The sequence below is a fragment of the Domibacillus sp. 8LH genome (genome assembly GCF_038806185.1).
GTDB lineage: Bacteria > Bacillota > Bacilli > Bacillales > Domibacillaceae > Domibacillus > Domibacillus indicus_A.
In genome coordinates this window covers 21,712-45,577 of the sequence record NZ_JAVJNG010000006.1, presented here as the reverse complement: position 1 = coordinate 45,577, position 23,866 = coordinate 21,712, and the positions used below count along the sequence as shown (strand labels likewise).

Here is a 23,866-nt window from a genome sequence, read left to right as displayed (position 1 = left end):
TGGGCTGCAAAAAAGCCGAATATACATATATACAAATATATTTATATACAAAAATACATGTATACTCGTATATCCATCTACTTGTATACGTACTTTTGAATGAAGAAATGAGTAAGGTTCCCCTCTGAGCCGTGACCATAAACGACTGCTAGTCTGACTTTTATGTTCCTATGTCATTAAAATCTAAGTAAGTTAGCATACTCGTGTACAAGTAATGGAGAGGTATCGTCTACCCCCTCTTTAAATACGTGTTAAAAGAGTTTAAGTTGAGTGATTGGATCTGTTTTTGTAAGAAAGCTGGCTGCCAAAACGATTGTTAAAAACAACTGCCTGAGCAGGAAAGGCGTAACCAGTTACTTACTGCGTTAAATACTTTATACAAGAGTTTTAATCTGGAACTGTTAAGAGGAGAAGCGGGAATAAAACTCTTTGCCAAACTTCATAGTAAGCTTAGAAATACTTCGTATACAAGTATATAAATATACTTGTATACGAATATACATATTTATTTGTAGATAGATTAAGTTACTCTTGTTAAATAAAACTGGATTAATCCTTTTCTTTAAGCATGGCCTTGTATTATCACTTTTTTGGGGAGATCAGAAAAGAAATCCCTTATTCCCTTGGGCAAAGTAAATAGGTATACACATAGATGGATATACAAATATATATGTATATACACATACGAATATACATTGAATTCTACTTTTTGTTCTTTCTGCTTCCTTCTTTAAGGGATAAAAGCGAATCACTAAGGAAGTAATAAGCAAGATCAAGTAGAACAGTTTAAACATTCATATCGCACGTCGGACATTCTTATACAAGAACCAAATTGAAAAATATAGTAGAGAACCAGTAAATTCCACTTGCCAGATATCTTTATTTCTTTGAGCAGGAAAAAGTCTTTATGAATGTAAGGCATTTAAGAAAGAGAGGCAGACAAAAAATAAAAATAATAGCCTGACCATAGAAGCTTCGCGAATATGCAAGTATATATGTATACACATATACAAATATATGTGTATACTAATCTATTTATATACTCATATACACGATTAAAAGGAAAGTAAATACGGGCAGGAGCTTTGCTTTTCTTACAACCAAGAGCTTTATCAGCAAATAAATAGAAAAGATTACGTAGTTAGCTTCTTTGATATTGCGGTAGTATGTTTCAACATTCAGCTTAACTCACGTTCATGTGGGTCTTTCTATATGTTCCTGGGCTTGTTACCAGGCTGCTTGCTCCCCTTCCCTTTCATATAAAAAGCTAACGGGCTAAAGAAGACGATCATACGCCTTATGGGGCCATTTGTTAAAGGCTAAGAAATATACAATTGTTCATTGGGAAAAAGAAACATGAGGAGAGTAAGGAGTAAAACTGAAAAACAGTATAGAGAGGTGAACTGCTGGCAGGGATCTTAAATCCGCTTAAGAGGAAAATCAATTTCTGCTTGTGAAACGAACCATTCTTTATGCAGGTAATATAGAAGGTTCATCTTAATCATAAGCTAAGCAAATTACAAATATACAAGTATATTTGTATTCTTGTATATGAGTATATCTGTAAATAAGTATACACGTATATATATCTATAAGTATACATTATAGCCACACCTGCTCTATTTATCTCTTGTAGCAAAACATTTTATACAGGTCACAGTTCTAAAAAAGTTTAATTTCTTCCTCGGTAGGCCTCTCCGTTCATGACCATGTTTAGTGAAGTGATAAATTTTTAAAGCAAGGGGATTGTTCCTTCTCTCTCACCACTCAATATACCTCAGTTATCGTAATGAGAAGAGCTTACAGTCTTTTATATCACTCAAGCAAAAGTTAAATCAATTGGGCAGCCTTCAATAGAATATAAAAAAAGCCCCTCTTTTACTTACAGAACAAGTAAAACGGACTCTCTTCATCTCCTCTATAGTTTGTTTTTGAAACAATCTTTTACCGTGTTTCTTCTATTATATGGTGAACGTAATGAACGTAGAGCGAATAGGAAGCAGTGAGAAAAAGTAAGGAGGTTTGTTATTCGCTAAAATCCAAGTTGCTTGGCTGCTTGAAGAGTTTTTCAATGACCAGCATATTGGTTACAGGTACTTTCTTGTCTACTTCCTCTAAACAAAACCCATCTGTCCATACTTTTCCTTTCCAATGAGTAAAACACCAAAGAAAATCGAGGCGCTTTATTTAGGAATATCCAATACGATAGAATAATGATTCCAGTCAGTTGTCCCTTCAATTGAGCGATCGTTCATATTATCAAATTGTAGTCGTCATCGTCTGCATTGTCTACCCGCAGCCAAGCTGCACATTTGGTAGCATTTTCTGTTTTTAAATAACAGGACAATTTTAAACGCTTCCCTACAAATTGCCCGGCTTAAAAACCTTGCGTCATCGTCCCAAACTGCTGTACGTTTGCTTCACTTTTTGCGGCGAGCAGCCCGGCTTTAGTTCCTGTGTGAAAAACATTCGTATCTACAGAAATATCATATAGCTTGGGTGGGGGTTTGAACCACTTAAATACCAGCCTTTAATGGATTCAGTCATACTCATCGCTTGTTCCTCCTCTTCGATCCATAGTTTTTCATTAATTTGCGATACTTTCCTGGAGGCAAGTTGTACACCTATTTCTTTAAATGCCTGCATGAATGCTTCCTGTGATTGAAAGTGAAATAAAAAGCGATTGTGATAAGGAGCTTCTCAGAATGCAATAATAGCGTTGCAGCCATAGCGAGCCGGCGAATGCGAATATATTCACCAATTGACTTACCTGTTTCTTGTTTAAAGACACGCAGCAAATGATATTTAGAGTATCCCGTTACAGCTGGAAAAGAACCCAAGTGCAGATCCTCTGTTAAGTTTCTCTCGACGAAAGCAATCGCTTTTTGTGTAACCTCGCTATCATACATTCCACTCACCTCAAAACCATCATATCGAATGTGGAGGGAAATTATTTGCTTCATATTGCTAAGAGCAGCTCTCCCGAAATCATGGTTTGTTTTCTATTATCATTGTTTTAAATATTAATATTAGTACTAACATAGATATTGAAAAGAGGAGGCGGGCAATCTTATCATTAAGCTTATTTTCGGTACAAAGTGAATATACATATATACACATATATCAATATACAAGTATTATTGTATATTGATATATGTGTATATGAATGAAAAATATTCTGTAGTAAATCAATATTGCTACCAGTGCGGTTACTGCACGTCATTTCCCTTTGTTCTTCCGTTCTCTTATAAAATATTTACACGATCAAGACCGGTAAAACGAGTATTCATATCATCATTTATTTTCTGTTTGTTTTTAATCATATAATCATTCGATCCATTTAACATGTACAATAATGTGTCAAAAGTTATTAGATTAAACGGGGTGGTTATATCCCCTGCAATGAAAATATTAGGGTGAATGTCCGGGCTCATCCTGATGAGTTCTTTCTATATAATAGGGTTACAAAACCAATACGGAATTCATCTTCCATAAAAGCACTAACAAATCATATAATAGCTCAACTGAAATAGAGGTAAAAGCATAATGGGTATTATTTCTCATATAAATATTTTTACTGATTGAATATGTAACTTGACTTCCACAGGGACAATTTTTCAATATCAATGTTAGTACTAGTATCAATACTAACATTAGTACTGACATGAATATGAGCAGTCATACTGCATTCATTGCCATATCTCTATCAAAAAAGATACGTACTTCATTTTTAAAAAATGTACTAAGAATAAATACTTCTTTAATAAAATAACCTATTCAATATAAGGATTAACTGAGGTAAAGAGTTTGAATTAAAAACGGAAACGGCATCAACAAGGAGCTTAAGTTTTGTACGGCACTTAGATTAACTTTCATATGAATCACGACTCTCTTTTAAACATCAAGCAGCTATTGACGTTGAAATGTTTATTGCTATGAATAATGAGCAGGCCTCGCTAATAGAATATATATTAGTGGGTTTCTATATAAAAAGAATCAGCTTAAACAGAGAGAAAGGGTGGTTAGAAAATGAGAGTAATTGCTGTCAACAATAATAAAGGCGGGTCTTTAAAGACGACGACAGCAACAAACCTGGCCGGCGTTTTGGCAGCCGAGGGAAAACGAGTGTTAATCATTGATGCAGACAATCAAAGCAATGTGGCTTTGTCGTTTGGGAAAAATCCAGATGAGTTTGAAGTTAGCTTGTATGATGTGCTGATCAATCAGCTGGATCCAAAAAAAGCGGTTCAAAACGTCTATGAAAACTTAGATATCCTCCCAGCCAATGATGATTTAATTGGATTTGATTTTGAGGTGATTGGCAAAAGCAAAAAGTATCGCGCACCTTTCTCGATTATGCAGAAAACATGCAGCTCTTTGCGGGATGACTATGAATATATTTTAATTGATACGCCGCCGTCTCTTTCTTTAATGGTCGGAAATGTATTTGCTTTTGCAGATTCCGTTTTAATTCCATTTTCTCCGGAGAGTTATTCCATGCGTTCATTAGTAAAAGTATTGGGAACCATTGATGATTTTAAAGAACAGTTTAACCCTGAGCTGCGGGTGCTTGGAGTTGTTGGAACAATGGTTAATTTCCAGACGATTTTACATCAGGAAGTGATGCAGGAAACACGAAGATATTGCGCCGAAAGCCAGATTCATTTATTTGATTCCTATATTCCAAGAAGCATTCGATTTGCCAGCAGTGTAGCATACGAAAAAGTGCCAGCTACACTTGCAAAAAAGTCCACTGATATTGCGAAAAGCTACTTTGAATTATGGAAGGAGATTAAAGAAAATGAGCAAGCAAGGTAAAGGATTAGCAGGGTTCGGAGCCGTCGCCGCAACAGCCGGTGCAAGGGTACAGCCAGAGAGAGAAAAACAGCCTGAAGCTAAGGTGGAAGAGATCCACAGCATGGAGAATACAGAGCAGATAAGAGAAGCAAAACAGCAAGATGCATTGAGTAATAGTGTAGGGGACATTCTCCACTCTGTTACTAAAAAGCCCAAGCCTGTTCTTAAGCGGCAGATCAGTGCTTATATTGATGAAGATGTGGCAAAGAAATTGGACAAGTTTGGGAAGGAACACGGGAAGGGAGCCAAGTCTGAGTTAATCAATAATTTTTTAAAAAGCGTACTAAAGTAGAAGTATACATGTATATTTATATATATGTATATAAATATATGAGTATATGTGTATATGAAAGTAAGGAACTTATATACGAAAATGAAAAGCTGCTTTTAGAGAAGACAGCATCTGCTGCTTGTTCTTAAGAGCAGCTTTTTTGCATTTAGCTCTATAAGAATAAAAGAAAATAATAAATATTTTTGTACATTTTCGTTAAAGTATTGTTGTTTGTGAACGGTTTAGAGAGTGTAGGGGGCATTTGTACAGAACATTATTAACAGAGTAAGCTTCTTGATTTTTAATTCGTTTGAATTTATTTTTATGTTTCTTCCGGTTGTGTTTATTGTTTACTTTGCTTTAAACAAAATTAATTTCACGTTATCAAAAACCTGGTTGTTTTTAGCTTTTTTATTTTTCTACGGCTGGTGGAATCCGATTTATCTGCCGCTGCTTTTGCTTTCTTTAACAGTTAACTATATTATCGGTACCAACCTGGGAAAAATGCATAATCAAAAGAGCAAAAAGATTCTGCTCACAGTTGGGATTTTGTTTAATATTAGTTTGCTGGGCTACTTTAAATATCATGATTTCTTTGTGGAAAATGTAAATGCCGTTTTTGGCACTGATTTTGTGATTTTAAATTTGGTTCTTCCGCTGGCGATCAGCTTTTACACGTTTCAAAAGATTCCTTATCTTGTTGATTCCTACCGTGGAGAAACAAAAGACTACAATCCATTAAACTATGGCTTGTTTCTTACCTTTTTCCCGCAGCTGATTGCCGGACCGATTGTTCAGCATAATGATATAATGGTTCAATTTGAAGATAAAGAAAATCGGAAAATAAACTATAACAATATTGCAACCGGTCTTTTTATCTTTGGAATCGGGCTGTTTAAAAAAGTAGGAATTGCAGATACGTTTGCTGTATGGGCGAATGCCGGATACAGCAAACCGGAAAACCTAACATTTGTGGATTCGTGGGTGACATCGCTATCCTATACATTCCAGCTTTACTTTGATTTCAGCGGATACTCTGATATGGCCATTGGGGCAGCTTTGTTGTTTAATATTGTGCTGCCGGTCAACTTTAATTCCCCATAAAAAGCGCTCAGTATTCAGGATTTCTGGAGAAGATGGCATATGACACTTTCCAGATTTTCAACGAATTATATCTATATCCCGCTTGGAGGAAATCGTAAAGGAGCTGTCAGAACCTATCTAAACATTTTAGCTGTCTTTTTTATCAGCGGAATTTGGCATGGAGCCGGGTGGACATTTATTATTTGGGGTATTATGCACGGTGTAGCAAATGTGATCAACCGATTGTGGAATCGGGCAGGCTTTAAGCTTCCTAAACTGCTGGCATGGTTTATTACTTTCCAATTTGTCAATGTGGCATGGGTGTTCTTCCGTGCTCCATTGGTGGAAGTCGCTCTTCAGGTTTTAAAAAGTATGGTCGGTTTAAACGGATTCAGCCTGCCAGATGATTTGCAGAACAAAGTGTTTAACACCTTGAACCTTCCACATTATGATTTTACGATTATGGATAGCTTCGTAAAAGGAGCACTTCTGCTTATCATTGCATTTGGGATTGCTGTTTTTGCTAAAAACTCTATTCAGCTGAAAGATGCATTTAAGCCAAATTGGCCGACAGCTGTTTATCTGGCTGTCCTGGTTATTTATTCGGTTCTTCAATTACAATATGTATCAGAATTTCTGTACTCTAACTTTTAAAAGGAAAAGCTGCCGCTATGGCAGCTTTTTTTGATAGAAAAAATCATGGCTGTGCCCGCCCGCTATTTGTTTAACGAACAGTGATTGACCCATATGTGATGAATTGTCATAATAAATGAAACGAAGTCATGAACAGGGAGTATGAATGTGAAGATACAGGCGATTTCAAAAGAGCAGGCATGGGAAATCAGGCACGTTGTAATGTAGCCTGAACGGGAACTCGAATATATTCAATTAAAAGACGATGGTAAAGGTCTTCACTACGGCCTATACAGCGGTAATAAACTCGTCTCTGTTGTATCGTCATTTGAAAAGGATGCTGAAATGCAGTTTCGTAAATTTGCGACCCTCCAGGAAGAGCAGGGAAAAGGGTATGGCAGCGAACTGCTTCATTTTCTTTTAAATGAAGCACAAAAGCGGGGCGTAAAAAGAATATGGTGCAACGCAAGAAAAGAAAAAGCGCCGTTTTACCAGAAGTTCGGCCTGGTTGAGACAGGGCAATGTTTTCAACGAGATCAGAAGAAATACATGGTGATGGAAAAGGTCTTTTACTAACAAATAGGAAACGAGTGAGAAAATGAACGATTTTTCAATTCAAAAGCCAATCCCGTATTATGAACAGTTTTATCATTCAATTAAAAAAATGATTTTTGAGGGAACATTCAAGCCGGGTGAGCGAATTGTCGAAAATCAGCTGGCCAAAGAATTTGGAGTGAGCAAAAGCCCAATCCGGGAAGCCATCCGAATGCTGGAAAATGAAGGGTTAGTCGTAACAGATGAAAAATCAAGAGTAAAAGTGTATGAACCGACGATTCAGGACGTAGAAGAAATTTATTTTTGCCGAATGGCTCTGGAATCATTTGCGGTTGAACGAATGACAAGCATGGCAACAGAGGAAGAAATTCAATCCATCCGCCAAGTGCTTCAAGAGACCGCCGAAGCCATTGAAAATGAAAGATCAGCGGAAGTGGTCGTCACATTAAATGAGCGGTTCCATCATTTGATTATTGCATACACACAAAATAAGCGCCTGCAGAAACAGCTGGATGGTTTAAAATCTCTTACGCACTTTTTTCGGATTTTAAATCTTGAAGGAGAAAACAGGGCTGAGGTCATTTTGGAACAGCATCATAAAATTTTTGGCTACATACAGAACAGAGAAGGAAAAAAAGCAGCGGAAGAAATGATCAGCCACCTCAAGCTGGATCTGAATCATTTAAAAGAAGTGCTGCCAGAATGAACAGAAAGCCAAAAATAAGTCTAGTTTGGTAAGCTGCCGGCCATAAAAGCCGCAGCTTTTTTATTTTTAAAAGATAAAACGCTTGCGTTGTTACAGGTTATTTTATATGATCATTTTATAAACGGTCGACCGTCGACCAAGCAGATACTTAGTAAAATAGTGAAAAGGGGCGCAAGCATGAAAAAGCTGAAAATAGCCAGTATTCCAGGAGACGGGATTGGGAAAGAAGTAGTGCCAGCAGCAACCGATGTGTTGAAAACGATCGCAGAAATTCATGGCGGATTATCTTTTGAATTTAAAGAGTTTCCTTGGAGCTGTGAATACTATCTGGAGCACGGACACATGATGCCGGAAGACGGAATGGACAAACTAAAAGATTTTGATTCGATTTTTTTAGGAGCGGTGGGAAATTTACAGCTCGTTCCGGATCATATATCACTATGGGGGCTGCTGATTAAAATACGACGTGAATTTGAACAGCAGATCAACATACGCCCTGCCAAAGTCATGAAAGGTGTTCGATCGCCGCTTGTAAACCCAAAAGATTTTGATCTGATTGTAGTCAGAGAAAATAGTGAAGGCGAATACAGCTCGGTTGGCGGAAATATGTACAGAGGTGAAGATGAAATTGCAATTCAAAATGCGGTCTTCTCCCGAAAAGCAACTGAAAAAGCGATGCGCTACGCATTTGAATTAGCTGCAAAGCGAAAAAAGCATGTAACCAGTGCAACGAAATCAAATGGCATTACATTCTCTATGCCATTTTGGGATAGCGTTTTTAAAGAAGTAGCTAAAGATTATCCGGATATTCAGCATGATTCCCAGCATATTGATGCTTTGTCTGCTTTTTTTGTTACACGTCCTGAACGTTTTGATGTGATTGTAGCGAGCAATTTATTCGGTGATATTCTGACAGACTTGGGTGCAGCCATTATGGGCAGTATTGGCATTGCGCCGGCAGCTAATATTAATGTGAACGGGAAATATCCGTCTATGTTTGAACCCGTTCACGGGTCGGCACCTGATATCGTTGGAAAGAGAACGGCCAACCCGATTGGCCAGATTTGGACAGCTAAACTGATGCTGGATCACTTTGGGGAAGAAGATCTTGGAGCTGTGCTGCTGGATGTAGTAGAAAGTGTGACAAATGACGGCATCTTAACGCCAGATATCGGCGGAAGCAGTACCACAAATGAAGTGACAGCCCAAGTGATAAAGCGATTGAAAGAAGTTGACCGAAAAGGAAAATGGGATTCTTCATTAAAGGAGAAGAACTGAACGCCTTTTTCTCATACACAATAGGATTACGGAAAAGGCACTGAAATGCATCCCGATGGTTGAACAAAAAATCAACGATCGGGGTGTTTCTTTATGTGAAAATATTGTAAGTAAGTAAAAGCAAGCAGGAGGCCTTCCTCCTTTATTTACAACGAGCTGGATGACCTTCTTCAAATTAAACATGCCATCCGTTCTGCCGTAGAAACAGCCAGTTATATATAATAGAAGAAACTCGTCCATCTGAAGTGTGACATCAATTTTTTTGCCTATTTTTTCCGCCTGTTAAATCCAATGATTACAGCACCATTCTCACCTCTATTTGTTTTAATAACCCATGTAATAATCTTGAAGTATCATTTTTTACAGATATGCTTATAATCGAAGCAAGGAAAAGCGAGAAACTAACCATTTCATTCGACCATTTTAAAACGATAATGACAGCCGGAAAATACAGAGTGAGACATACTTTTATTCTTCAGGGAACGAAGGCACAAAGCAGTCTGTATCTGTAGCGGCAGAGTTTACAATTGTACAATAAAATACAGCGTAACGTAGAAACAGTAAATAATCATTTCTATAGGAAACAACTTTGACATACCGCATAGGTGTGTTTTTTCGTGTATTTTTTTTAACAAAAAAGGCCTTTAAGTGTCTTATTTATCTAAAATGATAGATTACAGCATTAATAAAAAGTCGATTTTCAGCTTTTATCAACGTCTAAAAGATAGAGAGAAATGATTTTTTAGAATCACAGACCTCTTAAAAGAGTATGATAAAATTTAAACTGGGTGTTTTTGCAAACAAGGGATGTATTTACAGATTGAGTAAAAAAACTTGCCAAGAGATGAGTGAGCAAGAATTACTTGCCGAATAGGAAGAAGAGCATTAGGCTTAAATACAAAAAAAGTATTGAATCAAAACAGGAGCAGATCAAAAACCCTGATCTCATTCCTATTGAGAAGACAGAGCGAGATCGTACAATTTTAACGACTGCTGGCAAGTATTTAAAATACTTTGGCAGGGAACCAACGGAGATCGGAAAGATCACAAATTCAGTTGCGGGAGATATCAAAAAAGCCTTGAAGAAATGATGTCTTTCTATGTGGGCGCCATGTATGATCGATACCTTACTGGAAAAAATATAGAATGCCATACAAAGAAATATAGTCAACTCACAGAGCAGAAAAAATTGAAAAAAGTAGAGAAACTTGTAGAAGCAAGAGAACTATCCCAAAAAGACCGCTTCGGCCTGCTGTTGAAACATCTTGAAGTAAGTGAAAAAGAAGAAAAGAAGTTGAATTAGAAAGATAAAACATAACATCGATAGATAAAGCCGGCATATGCCGGCTTTACTTCGGTATCATAAAGAGAAAACAAATAACTGATTTTCCACTTTTTTATCGTCGATCACCTGCTAGTATTCTATAATAGTAGAAAAGGAGGCGGTTCAGGTGTTAATCGATTTTCAATTAAGAGATAAAGACGATGTACAGAAATTGAATCAAATTGCGCAAAGCCATTCATTTGATATATGGGTGCAGAGCGACAATCAGCTGTTTGATGCAAAAACCCTTCTAGCTTTGTATACACTTCCGTTTAACAAGCCGCTTCACATTGTAGTAGAAGACGATGTAGACACATCGCTGCTCCGCAAAGAACTATCGTCTTTATAAAGCGATTCACGCAAAAAACGTTTCAGCCTGCAGGCAAGGACTGCAGGCTTTTTTGTATTTTACACAACATAAAATCCTTGTGCTGCTTCTTCTCCATATTCCTGTATTAATAAATTAAATTGCATTTGCTTTTCGGTGGCAGGCATAAATCTAGCGGCAGAAACAACAGCAAAGGAGAATCTAGATGATTGAAAGAACAAGTAGTGCAGAAAGGCTATGTCAGCAAAGAGCATACGTAAAAACACCGCCTTTTCATTGAAAAAGCGGTGTTTTTTGTTAATTCATAATTCGTTTTGCTCCAATGTACCGTTTAGACCAATAAGAATTGTTCATCGATGAAATGCTTACTCCGTTTGAAGAAGAAGCATGGATAAATTGGTTTCCACCAAGATAAATACCGGCATGAGAAGCGCCTTTTTTATACGTTTCAAAGAATACAAGATCGCCTTTTTTCAGTGAAGATACTTTTGTGCCGGTTTTATAGATTTCCGCAACCGTTCTTGGGATGCTGACACCTGCGCCCTTTTTGAATGCGTATTGTAAAAATCCGCTGCAGTCAAAGCCGCTTGGAGTGGTTCCGCCCCATTTATATGGCGTACCCGTATGTTTTTTCGCTTCGCTGATCACGCTTGAAACACTGCCATAAGAAGCAGATTTCACTTTTGATGATGTTGTTTTGGTTACACCTAATGCTTTGTATGTATTAGCTCCAACAATTCCGTCAGCCCGCAAGCCGTTCTTTCTTTGGAAATTCATAACGGCTCTTTTGGTGCTTTTTCCAAAATAAGCATTTCGGTGGCTTGAATTAAAGAAACCTTTCTTCTGGAGTAAACCTTGTAATTGGATTACGTCTTGATGTTTCATATTTGCTTTTAGTGTCCGGTCGCCTAACGCTGCTTCACTGTTAAGTGGCCCGCTAAGCAAAATGCCAGTGACTGTCAATGCCGCTATCAATTTTTTCAAGTTTATTTTCCTCCTGGAATCCGTTTCTCATTATTTTATAGTTTAATATTTTGTTACCTTTATTATATTTTGGAAGTATAACAACTTAGTTGCAGAAATATTTCATTTTTACAACAAAAATAGGGGATTATCGATGTTTTTGGTAAATTTTATGAATAAAGGAAAGTTTTCTGATGAAAATATCTGATCACTGTAATACCAATGAAAAGAGAGAAAACAAAATATAAACAGGATATATATGGAAATAATGACCCTGTAAAATACTTTTTTTCGCTTTATGTTTGAATGAAGGTGGGGATAAAAGGAAGATATTTGAAGGTGAGAAGAGTAAGTATAATAGATAAACCTTCTTTATTAATAAAAAAGTTTGTGGAATTTATGAACATAATCTATTTTTTTGTCTCTTCTTCTTATAGAATAGATAAAAAGAACCATTATAAAAGGGGGATGTATGGTGCGAAAAGAAAGCGTTTTCTTAAAGTTGATGCTTTTCATTACGGTTATGATTTTTGTGACTGCTTTTGTTGTCAGCAGTATAAGCTACTATTTAACAAAAAAAGAATTGACCGAAGCAGGGAAAGAAGATATGAGGCATCTTGTAGAAACTTCGCTTGTGACTCTTACTTTATTAAACGAGCAGGTTGAGGCGGGAGCTCTAAGCCTTGAAGAGGCAAAAGAGAGGGCAAGGGTTCTCCTGATAGGGCCAAAAAAAGGGGATATATATGATCACACACAGTCCAGCTTCCTTTATAAGCAGGACGGCTATCTTGTTGCGTATGGGCAGGACTTTTCTTCCGAACTCCATCCAAAAAACCCGGTTGGAGATATACCGGATGATACGACTAACCGGAAAAATATGGTCCAAGCTTCAAAACAAACAGAGGCACAAAACCGGTATGTATACTTTCCTGATACGTTAGACGATGGAACATCCGTAACGAAAACGGCCTATATGTCTTACTTTGAGCCATGGCAATGGTCGGTTGGGATGATTGTGCTGGATGATCAATTTTATCAGGAGCTGGCCAAGCTAAAATGGTATATGATCGCAGCAGGAATCGGCATGACAGCCGCCAGCGTTCTCGTATTTTATGCGGCATCCCGTAAAAAAATCAAGCTTTTGGAGCAAATTGCGGCTGCTTTTGCGGCTATTTCCAGTAAGAAGCTAAATGATCAGAAGCTGCCCGAGTCAAAAGATGAAATCGGCCGGCTGGGCACATCCTTTAATGAAATGAATAAGCAGCTGCGCCATTTGGTTGGCCGGCTGCAGGAAACAAGCAGCCAAGTTGTTGATGCTTCAGCTTCGGTATCTGCTATATCAGAAGAAACCGCAGCGGGCAGCGAAGAAGTGGAGAGAGCGATTACGAGTATTGCTTCGGGTACTGTAGAGCAGGCGGCCGACCTCGATACGACAAATTCCAGCTTAAATCAGCTTAACCATTCGATTCAATCAATGAATAACCAGAATGAGCAGATTAAAGAAATGACGGAACACTCACAAAAAGCCGTATCACAGGGTCAGGCAATGGTTCGCCAGCTCAAACAATCGAACGAAGAGTCCCTGTCCTCTTCAAATGAAGTAAGTAAAAACATTTCTAGTTTATATCTGAAAATTACGGAAATCTCGCGTATTACAGATACGATTGAAAGCATAGCAGCTGAAACAAATCTGCTGGCGCTCAATGCAAGCATTGAAGCAGCAAGGGCAGGCGAACATGGAAAAGGTTTTGCGGTCGTAGCGAGCGAAGTAAGAAAGCTGGCCGAACAGTCTAATCAATCCACCAAGCAGATTCAAGGAATGATTCTGGGTATTGAAGCAGAAACAGAAAAAACGGTGCTGGCCGTATCCCAAACCATTGACCGTTCACAGCAGCTCGACGCAGCCGTAAAAGGAACGGAAGAAGGCTTTGTACGCATTTCAGAAGTGATCTCGCAGACAGCAGAGGGGGTTCAATTATTAAACAGCGAACTGCAAAAAGTGATGATTCAAAGCAAAGACATTTCTGAAGCTGTCCAAAAAGCGTCTTACGTTTCAGAGCAGACAGCAGCATCAGTAGAGGAAATTATTGCATCTATTGATGAACAAGTTCAAGCTATCGCTCAGCTGGCCCTTTCAGCTGAAGCGATGACAAACCTAAGCCGGGAGCTTAATGCGTTAACAGAACAATACTATATTGGCTGATGTGAGTATGCAGATATACAAATATACACATATACATATATACACATATACTAGTATACAAGTATATAAATATACTCGTATACATATTATTAAAAGTTTGATTTTACTGGGTTTCGTTCACATGTACGTCTGCTGGATTATCGGTTAGAATAAAGGAAAGAAGCTACAGGAGACGATAGTGTGGAAAAAAAGGAATCAAGACTTGCTTATGTGCAGGCATATGAATATGTTCGGGATAAAATTTTAAGCGGAGAGCTCGAGCGGGGAACGAAGCTGGTAGAAGAAAGACTTGCAGAAGAAATGGGCATCAGCCGGACACCTGTCAGAGAATCTATACGAAAACTGGAGCAGGAAGGACTGATTAAGCAAAAACGGGTGGTTAATCCAAGCGATATGGATCTTCGCCACATTTTTCAAGTGCGTATGTTGCTTGAAGGGTACGCCGCGCGTCACTGTGCCAGTTATATGACGGAAGAAGCACTGGAGAAGCTGAAGCAATGTGTGGATATCGGCCGGACGGGTACAGTAGAAGAGATTATGTCCGCCAATAAGGAGTTTCATGAGCTTATTGTAAAGGCTACACACAATCCAGTCATGATAGATATTTTGGACCGCATGCAGTCTATTATTTATTTGTTTCGAAAAACGGTTGTATACCACAAACGGCCATTTTTAATTGATGAGCATGAAGAAATTTACAACGCGATTATGCAGCATGATGGTGACCAGGCAGAAGAATTAATGAAAAAACATCTACAGCTGGATTTAGAATTTTGTTTGAATAGAATGTAAAAAGCGGCTAAGCAGATTAGCTGCTTTTTATTTTTACATATTTGATTGCAGGTTAGAAGAAATCAGCCAAAGGGGGAGAGCTTAGTATTTTAAGGAACGATCAAAATAAATGTATACATTTTAAATATTTTTGTATACAAAAATAAAATAAATGTGTACAATGAAGTCGTGAAGTAATGAAAGCGTTCTATAAAACAATAAAGTCATTAAGAAAAAGGAGAGATTTCATATGACTAAAACAATTGGATTTATCGGCTTAGGCATTATGGGAAAACCAATGTCACTAAATCTATTAAAAGCAGGCTTTAACGTAAGCGTTTACGATTTAAATACAAAAGCAGTGGAAGCGCTTGTAGAAGCAGGCGGAAAAGCGGCAGCACCTACCGAAATGGGAGAAACTTGTGACGTCATTATTACGATGCTTCCTGCTTCCCAGCATGTTAAACAAGTAGTGCTTGGTGAAGGCGGTATTTTGGAAACGGCTACAGAAGGAACCGTTATTATTGATATGAGCTCGATTTCGCCGGTAGCTTCAGTAGAAATTGCTGAAGAGGCGGCCAAAAAAGGAGTAGACATGATCGACGCACCGGTCAGCGGCGGTGAGCCAAAAGCCATTGATGGCACACTGGCTATTATGGCAGGTGGAAAAGAAAGCGCATTCGAATCCGTAAAGGATGTACTGCAGGCGGTTGGATCAGATGTAACATTGGTCGGCAAAAATGGCAGCGGTGTCACAGCTAAATTAGCCAATCAAATTATTGTGAATTTAAACATTGCAGCTATGTCGGAAGCGCTTGTATTAGCTGCAAAAGCAGGAATTGATGTAGAAAAAATGTATCAGGCAATCCGGGGCGGTCTTGCGGGAAGCGCGGTGCTTGACGCCAAAGTGCCATTGATTTTAGACCGGAACTTTGTAGCAGGCGGCCGGATTGATATCAACTTAAAAGATCTCACAAATGTAATGGAAACGGCTCATGAAATTGGTGTTCCGCTCCCATTATCAAGCCAGCTGCTGGAGATTTTCCATGCCCTAAAAGTCGATGGAAAAGCAGGCGACGACCATGGCGGCATTGTTCAGTACTATGAAAAATTAGCAAATGTTGAAGTAAGAAAGGCGTAATGTATCATGACTCATTCAAACATTTTAAATGCACAAGATACATTCGCCCATCTGCCAAACGTTCCAGATGAAAGCACTGTAAACGATCTGCTTGCACAGGAGCTTAAGGAATTCGGCCGGAAAATTATTGTGCTTGATGATGATCCTACCGGAGTTCAAACGGTCCACGGCATTTCCGTTTACACAGACTGGTCGCCTGAAAGTATAGAAGCTGGTTTTGCAGAAGAAAATGCAATGTTTTTTATTTTAACGAATTCAAGAGGATTTACAGCTGCCCAAACGGAGCAGGCTCATAAAGAAATCGCCACAACCGTTCAAAAGACAGCCGAAAAATTTGGGAGAGAGTTTATTATCATCAGCCGGGGGGATTCTACGCTGCGCGGGCATTATCCGCTTGAGACCGAGGTGTTAAAAAACACCATTGAGTCACAGTCGGACGCAGCGTTTGATGGAGAAGTGATTATGCCTTTTTTCAAAGAAGGCGGCCGTTTTACTATCGAAAACATTCACTATGTACAGGATGAACATCAGCTGGTGCCGGCAGGGGAAACGGAGTTTGCGAAAGATCGGACATTTGGCTACCGCTCCTCCCATCTTGGGGAATGGGCAGAAGAAAAATCAGCTGGCGTTTTTAAAGCATCAGATGCTGTGTACCTGTCCTTGGAAGATATTCGTGCTCTCCATATTGATCGCCTTGTACAGCAATTGATGACAGTTGAAAACTTTAACAAAGTTATCGTAAATGCGGTGGACTATGTAGATGCAAAAGTAGTGGTAATCGCGCTTGTTCGTGCTATGAAAGCTGGAAAGCGTTTTATGTTCCGAAGTGCCGCGGCGTTGACGAAAATAATCGGCGGTGTGAGTGACAGAGGGCTTTTAACGAAAGAAGAACTGATAAAAGAAGAATCAGATTATGGCGGGCTGATCATGATTGGCTCTCATGTAAAGAAAACAACTGAACAATTTGAAGCGCTTAAAACATGTGATTTTATCGAGTTCATCGAATTTAACGTTCATCTTGTTTTGCAGCCAGAGGAATTCCAAGCGGAAATTCAGCGGGTGATCGAAACGAGCGAACGTCTCATTCGGGCAGGACAGACGGTTGCTGTTTACACAAAACGGGAACGGCTGGATCTTGGCGAAAACAAGCAGGAAGAAGAATTAAAGCTGTCCGTTCAAATTTCTGATGCTGTAACGAGTATCGTGAAGCAGCTCAGTGTACGTCCGCGTTTTCTTATTGCCAAAGGAGGCATTACGTCCAGCGATATTGGAACCAATGGTCTTGGTGTAAAACGGGCTGTTGTAGCGGGACAGATCAAGCCGGGTATCCCGATTTGGTGGACAGGTGATGAAAGCAAGTTTCCGGGAATGGCGTATGTGATTTTCCCTGGGAATGTAGGAACAAAAACAACGCTAAAAGAAGTAGCAGAACTGCTGCACCAATAAGAGGGTGCGGCATCTGCCGCTTACACTTATTGTAAGCGAATACAACCAGGCTGGTAAGTGAATGTATTTACTTGCCGAAACATCAAGAGAAGGGTGAAGGAGGAAAAAACATGGATTCGATTTTTGGCTTGAGCCATAATGTCAGTTTGCTCTTATTCGCGATTATTTCAATTGTAGGGTTGATTGTTCTGATCGCAAAATTTAATGTGAATCCGTTTGTTGCATTGATTATGGCTGCTTTATTTATGGGCTTAATTTCAGGTATGAAACTGCCGGATATTTTAACAGCCTTTCAAGAAGGAGTTGCCGGTGTTTTAGGCTTTATTGCGATTGTTCTTGGGCTCGGTACGATGCTTGGAAAGATGATGGCGGAATCGGGCGGGGCCGAGCGTGTTGCCCGGACGCTTGTAAATGTATTCGGAGAAAAAAATGTACACTGGGCTATGATGGTTGTAGCGCTTATCTGCGGAATTCCGGTCTTTTTCCAGGTTGGTGTTGTTCTGTTAATTCCACTTGTTTTTGTGATTGCGAAACATACGGGCACACCGCTTTTGAAAATTGGTTTATCACTTGTGGCCGGGCTTGCGGTCGTGCATAGTCTTGTTCCGCCGCATCCGGCAGCGATGCTTGCGGTCGGTATTTTTGAAGCAAACCTAGGGAAAACCATTTTCCTTTCTCTACTTGTTGCTCTGCCGGCTGCAGCAGTTGCAGGTCCAATTTACGGATCATATATTGCGAAAAAAATTAAAGTAGAGCCAACAGGAGAGCTTGTCGAGCAGCTGACAGAATCTAAGCATAAGGATCTGCCAGGCTTCGGCATTACGATTTTCACGATCTTGCTGCCGGTTATTTTAATGCTGGTTGCAACGATTGTCGATTTACGCTATCCGCCTGAAAGTTCATTCCGTCAGGTCGTTGACTTTATTGGAAGCCCTGTTGTCGCTTTGTTGCTATCGCTTTTATTCGCTTTCTATTCATTCGGGTTTGCCCGCGGCTTTAATGGTAAAGACATTTTAACTTTTACAAATGACTGCCTCGGCCCGGTTGCATCGATCATCCTTTTGATCGGAGCAGGCGGCGGCTTTAACAAAGTATTAACGGCAAGCGGAGTTGGTGAAGCAATTGCAGAACTGGCGACAGACGCACATCTTTCACCCATTGTGCTGGCATTTATGATTGCCGGCCTGATCCGCGCAGCCGTCGGTTCTGCCACGGTTGCCATGACGACGGCTGCTGGAATTGTCGCACCCATTGCGGCTATGACACCGGGAGTAAGCCCGGAGCTGCTTGTTCTTGCTACAGGAGCAGGTTCCATTATGCTGTCGCATGTAAATGATTCTGGTTTCTGGCTGATTAAAGAGTTTTTCAATATGTCAGTGACCCAGACACTTAAAACATGGACGGTCATGGAAACGATTTTGGCTTTTGTCGCTTTTGGAATGGTATTAATCGTCGATTTATTTATTTAATGTTCCGTTAATAAAGGATGGAGAAGACCGTAAAAAGAGGCGGAAGAGCTGCTTGCATAGCTTTTCCGCCTCTTTTCTTTTATAACGTGTAATTCTTGCCTGCTATGTCCTTTCAATGAGACAATACAAAAAAAGATAGTGATTTAAGGACGTGTAATCAGTGAAGCCGAAAATAAAAGATGTAGCAAAGTTAGCCGGGGTATCGCCTACAACGGTATCGCGGGTTCTCAATAATCGAGGCTATTTAAGCCAGGAGGTACGCAAGAAAGTAGCGGAGGCAATGAAAGAATTAAATTACGTTCCGAATGATTTAGCCCGCTCTCTTTTTACGCAGCGCACGAACCTGATTGGTTTTATTTTTCCAACAACCTCAAACCCATTCTACGGAGAGCTTATTTTTCATATGGAAAACGCTTGCTTTGAACAAGGATATAAAGTACTTCTTTGCAACAGCTCAAACCAGCCGGAAAAGGAAGAGCAGTATGTGGAAATGCTGCTTCGCAATCAAGTGGACGGTATTATTAGCGGGGCCCATAACTTGGGGATTAAAGCGTATCAGCATTCTCTTCCTATTATTGCGATTGACCGTTATTTATCTGAAACGATTCCGGTTGTATCAAGCGACAATTATCAAGGCGGCCGTTTGGCAAGTGAGCTCCTCGTTCGAAAAAAATGTAAGCGGATTATTCACATTAATGGTTCAAGGGAAATGGCCAGTCCTGCGAATAAACGCAGAGATGCATATGAAGATGTGATGAAAGAAAACGGGATGGAATATAAAACATATGAAATACCGGTAATGGGTCCTGCGGAAAAAATCATAAACAGCCTCTTTGATGAAGAGCCGGATGTAGACGGCATTTTTGCAAGTGATGATTATCTTGCTTCACGGGTTATAGCGGAAGCCAGGCGAAGAAATAAAAGCGTACCGGAGCAGTTAAAAGTTGTCGGATATGACGGCACAAGCTTTGTTAGAGATATCTTTCCGGAATTAACGACAATCCAACAGCCGATTGTGTCGATAGCAGACAAAGCAGTTGCTCTCTTAATAGAAGAGATTGAAGGAACGCCTAAAAAAGAGACCGAAAAAGAATACGTCTTTCCGGTTCAGCTTATTGAAGGGGCCAGCACTTAGAAGCAAAAAAACGTTTCGTAGTTTCAAAGACAGCGGAGAATATGTTGAAAATACGGTTTATACAAAAAAGAACTGCCTCAAACGAGAGACAGTTCTTTTGTATTTTCAAAAGCTATTAGAAGCATACATAATCGGTTTTTCATCAGTCAGATAAGCAGATCAGAAAGCAAAAATATTTTCTGTCATCCGGTTGACATATGAAACCGGATGACATACAATTCAATTTATAGAAAGCGCTTTAATAACTGACAGAAAGGGAATAAGCCCATGACACAAATACCTATAAAAGATGTTTATTATACGGAACCCTATCGTCCACAATTTCATTATTCGCCGGAATCAAACTGGCTGAATGATCCGAATGGAATGGTTTATTACAACGGAGAGTATCACTTATTTTATCAATATCACCCGCATGGAACGACATGGGGGCCAATGCACTGGGGGCATGCGGTTTCAAGTGATCTTGTATCCTGGGAGCATCTGCCTGTAGCGCTGGAGCCGGATTCCATCGGAGCCATTTTCTCTGGCAGCGCAGTTGTTGATTGGCAGGATACAACTGGCTTTTTCGATGGTGAAAGCGGGCTGGTAGCCATTTTCACACATGCAGGCACATACCCGGATTCGGATCGTCCAAGGCAAGTACAGAGCATTGCTTACAGCAAAGACAACGGAAGAACGTGGCAGCTGTATGAAGGAAATCCTGTCTTAAGTGATGAATCAAAACCGGATTTCCGGGACCCAAAAGTGTTCTGGCATACTGAAACGAATCGCTGGGTGATGGTACTGGCAACGGGACAAACCATCAGCATCTATACATCACCCGATTTAAAAGAATGGACATTTGCGAGTGAGTTTGGTGAAAATCAGGGATTTCATGAAGGCGTATGGGAATGCCCGGATTTATTCGAGCTTCCGGTTGACGGAGATCCATCAGCAAGCAAGTGGGTACTGCTTGTCAGTGTAGGCGATAATCCCGGTTTTGCAGAAGGATCGAGAACACAATACTTTATTGGTGAATTTGACGGAAAAGTATTTAGAAATGAAAATTCAAAAGATACAATACTATGGCTGGATTATGGCAGAGATAACTATGCGGGTGTCAGCTGGTCGGATATTCCGCATTCAGACAGCAGAAGAGTGTATATCGGCTGGATGAGCAATTGGAAATACGCGAACCTGACACCATCTACAAAGTGGCGGGGAGCTATGACACTCCCGCGGACATTGTCGCTTGCATCAAGCGAGCAGGGAATACGGCTCGTTCAATCGCCGGTGGAGGAATTAAAAGCACTCCGGTCACAGAGCATTTTATTAAAAGAAAATAAAGTTATCGATCAAACAGAAGTGGTGTATATGCCAGAGGCAAATTCATATGAGCTGGAAGCAGAGTTTCACATAGGTGATATCGCCGTATTTGGCTTTTCATTATGCACTTCCTCCACGGAAAAAACGATTGTAGGATATGATGTGAAAAATGAACAGTTATTTATGGATCGTACGGCTTCCGGACAGATTGGTTTTCATGAGGGCTTCGCCGCCAAGCATCAAGCTGTACTTTCACCTAAAGAAGGAAAAATAAAGCTGCGGATTTTTGTTGACTGGTCATCGGTGGAAGTATTTGCGAACGACGGAGAAGTAGCTATGACTGATTTGATTTTTCCAGACAGCGATAGCCGTACTGTCGAGTTATTCACAGAGAACGGAAAAGTGACACTTGTTTCACTCGTCGTCCATCCGTTACAAACAATCTGGAAATAAAAGCGGGCAAATTATTTTTTAACCTAATTGTGAAACCGGTTGACATACCAAGCAATTACGGAAGAAACGAGTTGAACAAATCGAGGAGGGAGAAAGGTGGAAAATACGTCTGTGCTGGAGAAGACGGCTAAAAAAGAGCGTCATAAAGTGCTGCAATATATCATGCAAAACTATCTGCTTTACTTGTTTTTGCTGCCGGCCGTGCTATTAACGATCATTTTTAAATATGTACCGATGTACGGAGCCATTATCGCTTTTAAGGATTTCAGCCCGATAAAAGGGATCTGGGAGAGTGAATGGGTCGGGCTTGAACACTTTCAAAGCTTTCTCACATCACCAAACTTTTATGACATTTTTATGAATACATTAAAGCTTAGCTTTTATGGCCTTGTATTGGGATTTCCAGTACCTATTTTATTGGCACTTATGCTGAATCAAATCAGGCGCCAGCGCGTAAAAAAAAACCTTCAGCTTATTTTATACGCGCCTAACTTTATTTCGGTTGTTGTCATTACCGGGATGCTTTTTATCTTTTTATCGCCAAACGGCATGGTGAATACACTTATCACACTGATTATGGATAAGCCGGTTTCCTTTATGACAGAGCCTGAGTATTTCCGTTCTGTTTATATTTTGTCCGGCATCTGGCAGGCGGCCGGCTGGTCATCGATTATTTACGTAGCAGCACTCGCCAATGTGGATCCGCAGCTTCATGATGCGGCGACCATTGACGGGGCATCGCTTCTGCAGCGAATCTGGCATATTGATCTTCCAGCCCTGAAACCCGTTATGGCCGTTTTATTTATATTAGCTGCCGGGGGCATCATGGGGATTGGATTTGAAAAAGCGTATCTGATGCAGACGGATATGAATATTCCAACATCAGAAATTTTGCCGACGTACGTGTACAAAGTAGGCCTGCAGGCTGGTGACTATGCATATTCAACCGCTATTGGCCTGTTTAACTCGGTGATTAACTTAATTTTGCTTGTATTTGTGAACTTTGTCGTGAAACGGCTTAATGAAGGCGAAGGTCTCTACTAAAGGAGGAGTCAGTGTGAATTTCCAATACACCAAGTCTGACCGGGTGCTGCTGCTGGCCAATAAAGTCATGCTTGTATTATTTACGCTTATTATTTTAATTCCACTTGCTTATATTTTGCTGGCGTCGTTTTTAGACCCAAACGTGCTGCTTCAAAAAGGGCTGGCATTGAGTACCTCTGATTGGACACTGGAAGGGTATAGACGAATTTTCCAAAATGATGCCATTGTGCGGGGATTTTTTAACGCATTTCTTTACTCCGGCTTATTTGCACTCGTGACCGTTTTGACATCGATTTTGGCCGCATATCCACTGGCGATTGATGGCTTTAAAGGAAAGCAGATCTTTATGATGTTCTTTATTATTACCATGTTTTTTAATGGCGGGCTGATCCCAACCTACCTCGTTATTAAAGATCTTGGCATGCTGAACACCATTTGGGCGATTGTCCTTCCAGGCGCCGTCAGCGTGTTTAATATTATTTTAGCCAGAACGTATTTTAAAGCGATTCCAAAAGAGCTGTTTGAAGCAGCCCGGATCGACGGCGCTTCGGACCTGCACATTTTCTTTAAAATCGTTGTGCCGTTGTCTAAGCCTATTATTCTCGTTCTTGCCCTATATGCTTTTGTCGCACAGTGGAATTCTTACTTCGACGCGATGATTTATTTGGAAGATCCGTCGACGCATCCGCTGCAGCTCGTTCTTCGTTCCATCCTGATCCAAAACGAAGTACAGCCGGGCATGATCAGTGACCAGCTGGCCATGGCTGAACTGAAAAAAGTATCAGAGATGATTAAGTATTCATCTATTATTATTTCAAGCCTGCCGCTGCTTATTATGTACCCGTTTTTTCAAAAGTATTTTGAAAAAGGAGCCATGGTTGGTTCTATTAAATAAAAA

The 23,866-nt window shown here is 39.9% G+C and carries 18 protein-coding genes and 1 pseudogene; 16 read left to right on the top strand and 3 right to left on the bottom strand.

Features of this window, described 5'->3' with window-relative positions:
* Positions 1-2,475: 2,475 nt before the first annotated feature.
* On the bottom strand, positions 2,476-2,646 hold the full coding sequence (locus RG959_RS10365; RefSeq protein ID WP_342797048.1) for a hypothetical protein: 171 nt from the start codon (positions 2,644-2,646) through the stop codon (positions 2,476-2,478).
* Positions 2,625-2,909, bottom strand: a complete 285-nt coding sequence (locus RG959_RS10360; RefSeq protein WP_342797047.1) for a helix-turn-helix domain-containing protein — start codon at positions 2,907-2,909, stop codon at positions 2,625-2,627. Before RG959_RS10360 ends, RG959_RS10365 begins: the two co-directional genes overlap by 22 nt.
* A gap of 1,120 nt (positions 2,910-4,029) precedes the next feature.
* Here RG959_RS10360 and RG959_RS10355 point away from each other — a divergent pair.
* The 7 genes and pseudogenes from RG959_RS10355 (at position 4,030) to RG959_RS10325 (ending at position 11,056) form a co-directional block, all read left to right on the top strand.
* A complete protein-coding gene (locus tag RG959_RS10355) occupies positions 4,030-4,818 on the top strand; it encodes a ParA family protein (RefSeq protein ID WP_315691739.1) in 789 nt (262 codons plus the stop codon).
* On the top strand, positions 4,802-5,149 hold the full coding sequence (locus RG959_RS10350) for a hypothetical protein (protein WP_342797046.1): 348 nt from the start codon (positions 4,802-4,804) through the stop codon (positions 5,147-5,149). Before RG959_RS10355 ends, RG959_RS10350 begins: the two co-directional genes overlap by 17 nt.
* A 273-nt stretch (positions 5,150-5,422) precedes the next feature.
* A pseudogene (locus tag RG959_RS10345) lies at positions 5,423-6,865 on the top strand (MBOAT family O-acyltransferase).
* A gap of 228 nt (positions 6,866-7,093) precedes the next feature.
* A complete protein-coding gene (locus RG959_RS10340; protein ID WP_342797127.1) occupies positions 7,094-7,420 on the top strand; it encodes a GNAT family N-acetyltransferase in 327 nt (108 codons plus the stop codon).
* Between the two features lie 22 nt (positions 7,421-7,442).
* Positions 7,443-8,105 carry a GntR family transcriptional regulator gene (locus RG959_RS10335; protein ID WP_342797045.1) on the top strand — a complete coding sequence of 221 codons (663 nt, stop codon included), beginning with the start codon at positions 7,443-7,445 and terminating at the stop codon, positions 8,103-8,105.
* Positions 8,106-8,282: 177 nt separating this feature from the next.
* Positions 8,283-9,383 carry a tartrate dehydrogenase gene (locus tag RG959_RS10330; protein ID WP_342797044.1) on the top strand — a complete coding sequence of 367 codons (1,101 nt, stop codon included), beginning with the start codon at positions 8,283-8,285 and terminating at the stop codon, positions 9,381-9,383.
* Positions 9,384-10,834: 1,451 nt separating this feature from the next.
* Positions 10,835-11,056, top strand: a complete 222-nt coding sequence (locus RG959_RS10325) for a hypothetical protein (RefSeq protein ID WP_342797043.1) — start codon at positions 10,835-10,837, stop codon at positions 11,054-11,056.
* A gap of 276 nt (positions 11,057-11,332) precedes the next feature.
* Here the strand turns inward: RG959_RS10325 and RG959_RS10320 are convergent, their stop codons facing one another.
* Complete coding sequence (locus tag RG959_RS10320) at positions 11,333-12,019, bottom strand: C40 family peptidase (RefSeq protein ID WP_342797042.1); 687 nt, start codon at positions 12,017-12,019, stop codon at positions 11,333-11,335.
* A 454-nt stretch (positions 12,020-12,473) separates the two neighbouring features.
* Here RG959_RS10320 and RG959_RS10315 point away from each other — a divergent pair, with 454 nt between their 5' ends.
* From RG959_RS10315 to RG959_RS10275, 9 genes are all read left to right on the top strand, one after another.
* Positions 12,474-14,201, top strand: coding sequence for a methyl-accepting chemotaxis protein (locus RG959_RS10315; protein ID WP_342797041.1), 1,728 nt, complete (start codon positions 12,474-12,476; stop codon positions 14,199-14,201).
* 180 nt (positions 14,202-14,381) lie between these two features.
* Positions 14,382-14,993, top strand: a complete 612-nt coding sequence (locus tag RG959_RS10310; RefSeq protein ID WP_342797040.1) for a GntR family transcriptional regulator — start codon at positions 14,382-14,384, stop codon at positions 14,991-14,993.
* 229 nt (positions 14,994-15,222) lie between these two features.
* Positions 15,223-16,113, top strand: coding sequence for a 2-hydroxy-3-oxopropionate reductase (gene garR / locus RG959_RS10305; RefSeq protein ID WP_342797039.1), 891 nt, complete (start codon positions 15,223-15,225; stop codon positions 16,111-16,113).
* A gap of 6 nt (positions 16,114-16,119) precedes the next feature.
* On the top strand, positions 16,120-17,559 hold the full coding sequence (locus RG959_RS10300; protein ID WP_342797038.1) for a four-carbon acid sugar kinase family protein: 1,440 nt from the start codon (positions 16,120-16,122) through the stop codon (positions 17,557-17,559).
* Positions 17,560-17,669: 110 nt separating this feature from the next.
* Positions 17,670-19,028 (top strand): GntT/GntP/DsdX family permease, encoded by a 1,359-nt coding sequence (locus RG959_RS10295; RefSeq protein WP_342797037.1) that lies wholly within the window; start codon positions 17,670-17,672, stop codon positions 19,026-19,028.
* A 160-nt stretch (positions 19,029-19,188) separates the two neighbouring features.
* On the top strand, positions 19,189-20,163 hold the full coding sequence (locus tag RG959_RS10290; RefSeq protein ID WP_342797036.1) for a LacI family DNA-binding transcriptional regulator: 975 nt from the start codon (positions 19,189-19,191) through the stop codon (positions 20,161-20,163).
* A 267-nt stretch (positions 20,164-20,430) separates the two neighbouring features.
* The gene (locus RG959_RS10285) at positions 20,431-21,924 is read left to right on the top strand and encodes a glycoside hydrolase family 32 protein (protein ID WP_342797035.1); all 1,494 of its coding nucleotides are present in this window, start codon (positions 20,431-20,433) and stop codon (positions 21,922-21,924) included.
* 162 nt (positions 21,925-22,086) lie between these two features.
* Positions 22,087-22,968, top strand: a complete 882-nt coding sequence (locus RG959_RS10280) for an ABC transporter permease (protein WP_342797126.1) — start codon at positions 22,087-22,089, stop codon at positions 22,966-22,968.
* Between the two features lie 13 nt (positions 22,969-22,981).
* Entirely contained in the window at positions 22,982-23,863 is an 882-nt protein-coding gene (locus RG959_RS10275) for a carbohydrate ABC transporter permease (RefSeq protein ID WP_342797034.1), read from the top strand.
* Positions 23,864-23,866 lie beyond the last annotated feature (3 nt).

Excerpts from the sequence above, each read along its gene's own strand:
- RG959_RS10285 (WP_342797035.1), top strand. The coding sequence starts at position 20,431 with ATGACACAAATACCTATAAAAGATGTTTATTATACGGAACCCTATCGT.
- RG959_RS10300 (WP_342797038.1), top strand. The coding sequence starts at position 16,120 with ATGACTCATTCAAACATTTTAAATGCACAAGATACATTCGCCCATCTG.
- RG959_RS10335 (WP_342797045.1), top strand. The coding sequence starts at position 7,443 with ATGAACGATTTTTCAATTCAAAAGCCAATCCCGTATTATGAACAGTTT.
- RG959_RS10280 (WP_342797126.1), top strand. The coding sequence starts at position 22,087 with ATGCAAAACTATCTGCTTTACTTGTTTTTGCTGCCGGCCGTGCTATTA.
- RG959_RS10355 (WP_315691739.1), top strand. The coding sequence starts at position 4,030 with ATGAGAGTAATTGCTGTCAACAATAATAAAGGCGGGTCTTTAAAGACG.
- RG959_RS10295 (WP_342797037.1), top strand. The coding sequence starts at position 17,670 with ATGGATTCGATTTTTGGCTTGAGCCATAATGTCAGTTTGCTCTTATTC.
- RG959_RS10330 (WP_342797044.1), top strand. The coding sequence starts at position 8,283 with ATGAAAAAGCTGAAAATAGCCAGTATTCCAGGAGACGGGATTGGGAAA.
- garR (WP_342797039.1), top strand. The coding sequence starts at position 15,223 with ATGACTAAAACAATTGGATTTATCGGCTTAGGCATTATGGGAAAACCA.
- RG959_RS10360 (WP_342797047.1), bottom strand. The coding sequence starts at position 2,909 with ATGTATGATAGCGAGGTTACACAAAAAGCGATTGCTTTCGTCGAGAGA.
- RG959_RS10350 (WP_342797046.1), top strand. The coding sequence starts at position 4,802 with ATGAGCAAGCAAGGTAAAGGATTAGCAGGGTTCGGAGCCGTCGCCGCA.
- RG959_RS10365 (WP_342797048.1), bottom strand. The coding sequence starts at position 2,646 with ATGCAGGCATTTAAAGAAATAGGTGTACAACTTGCCTCCAGGAAAGTA.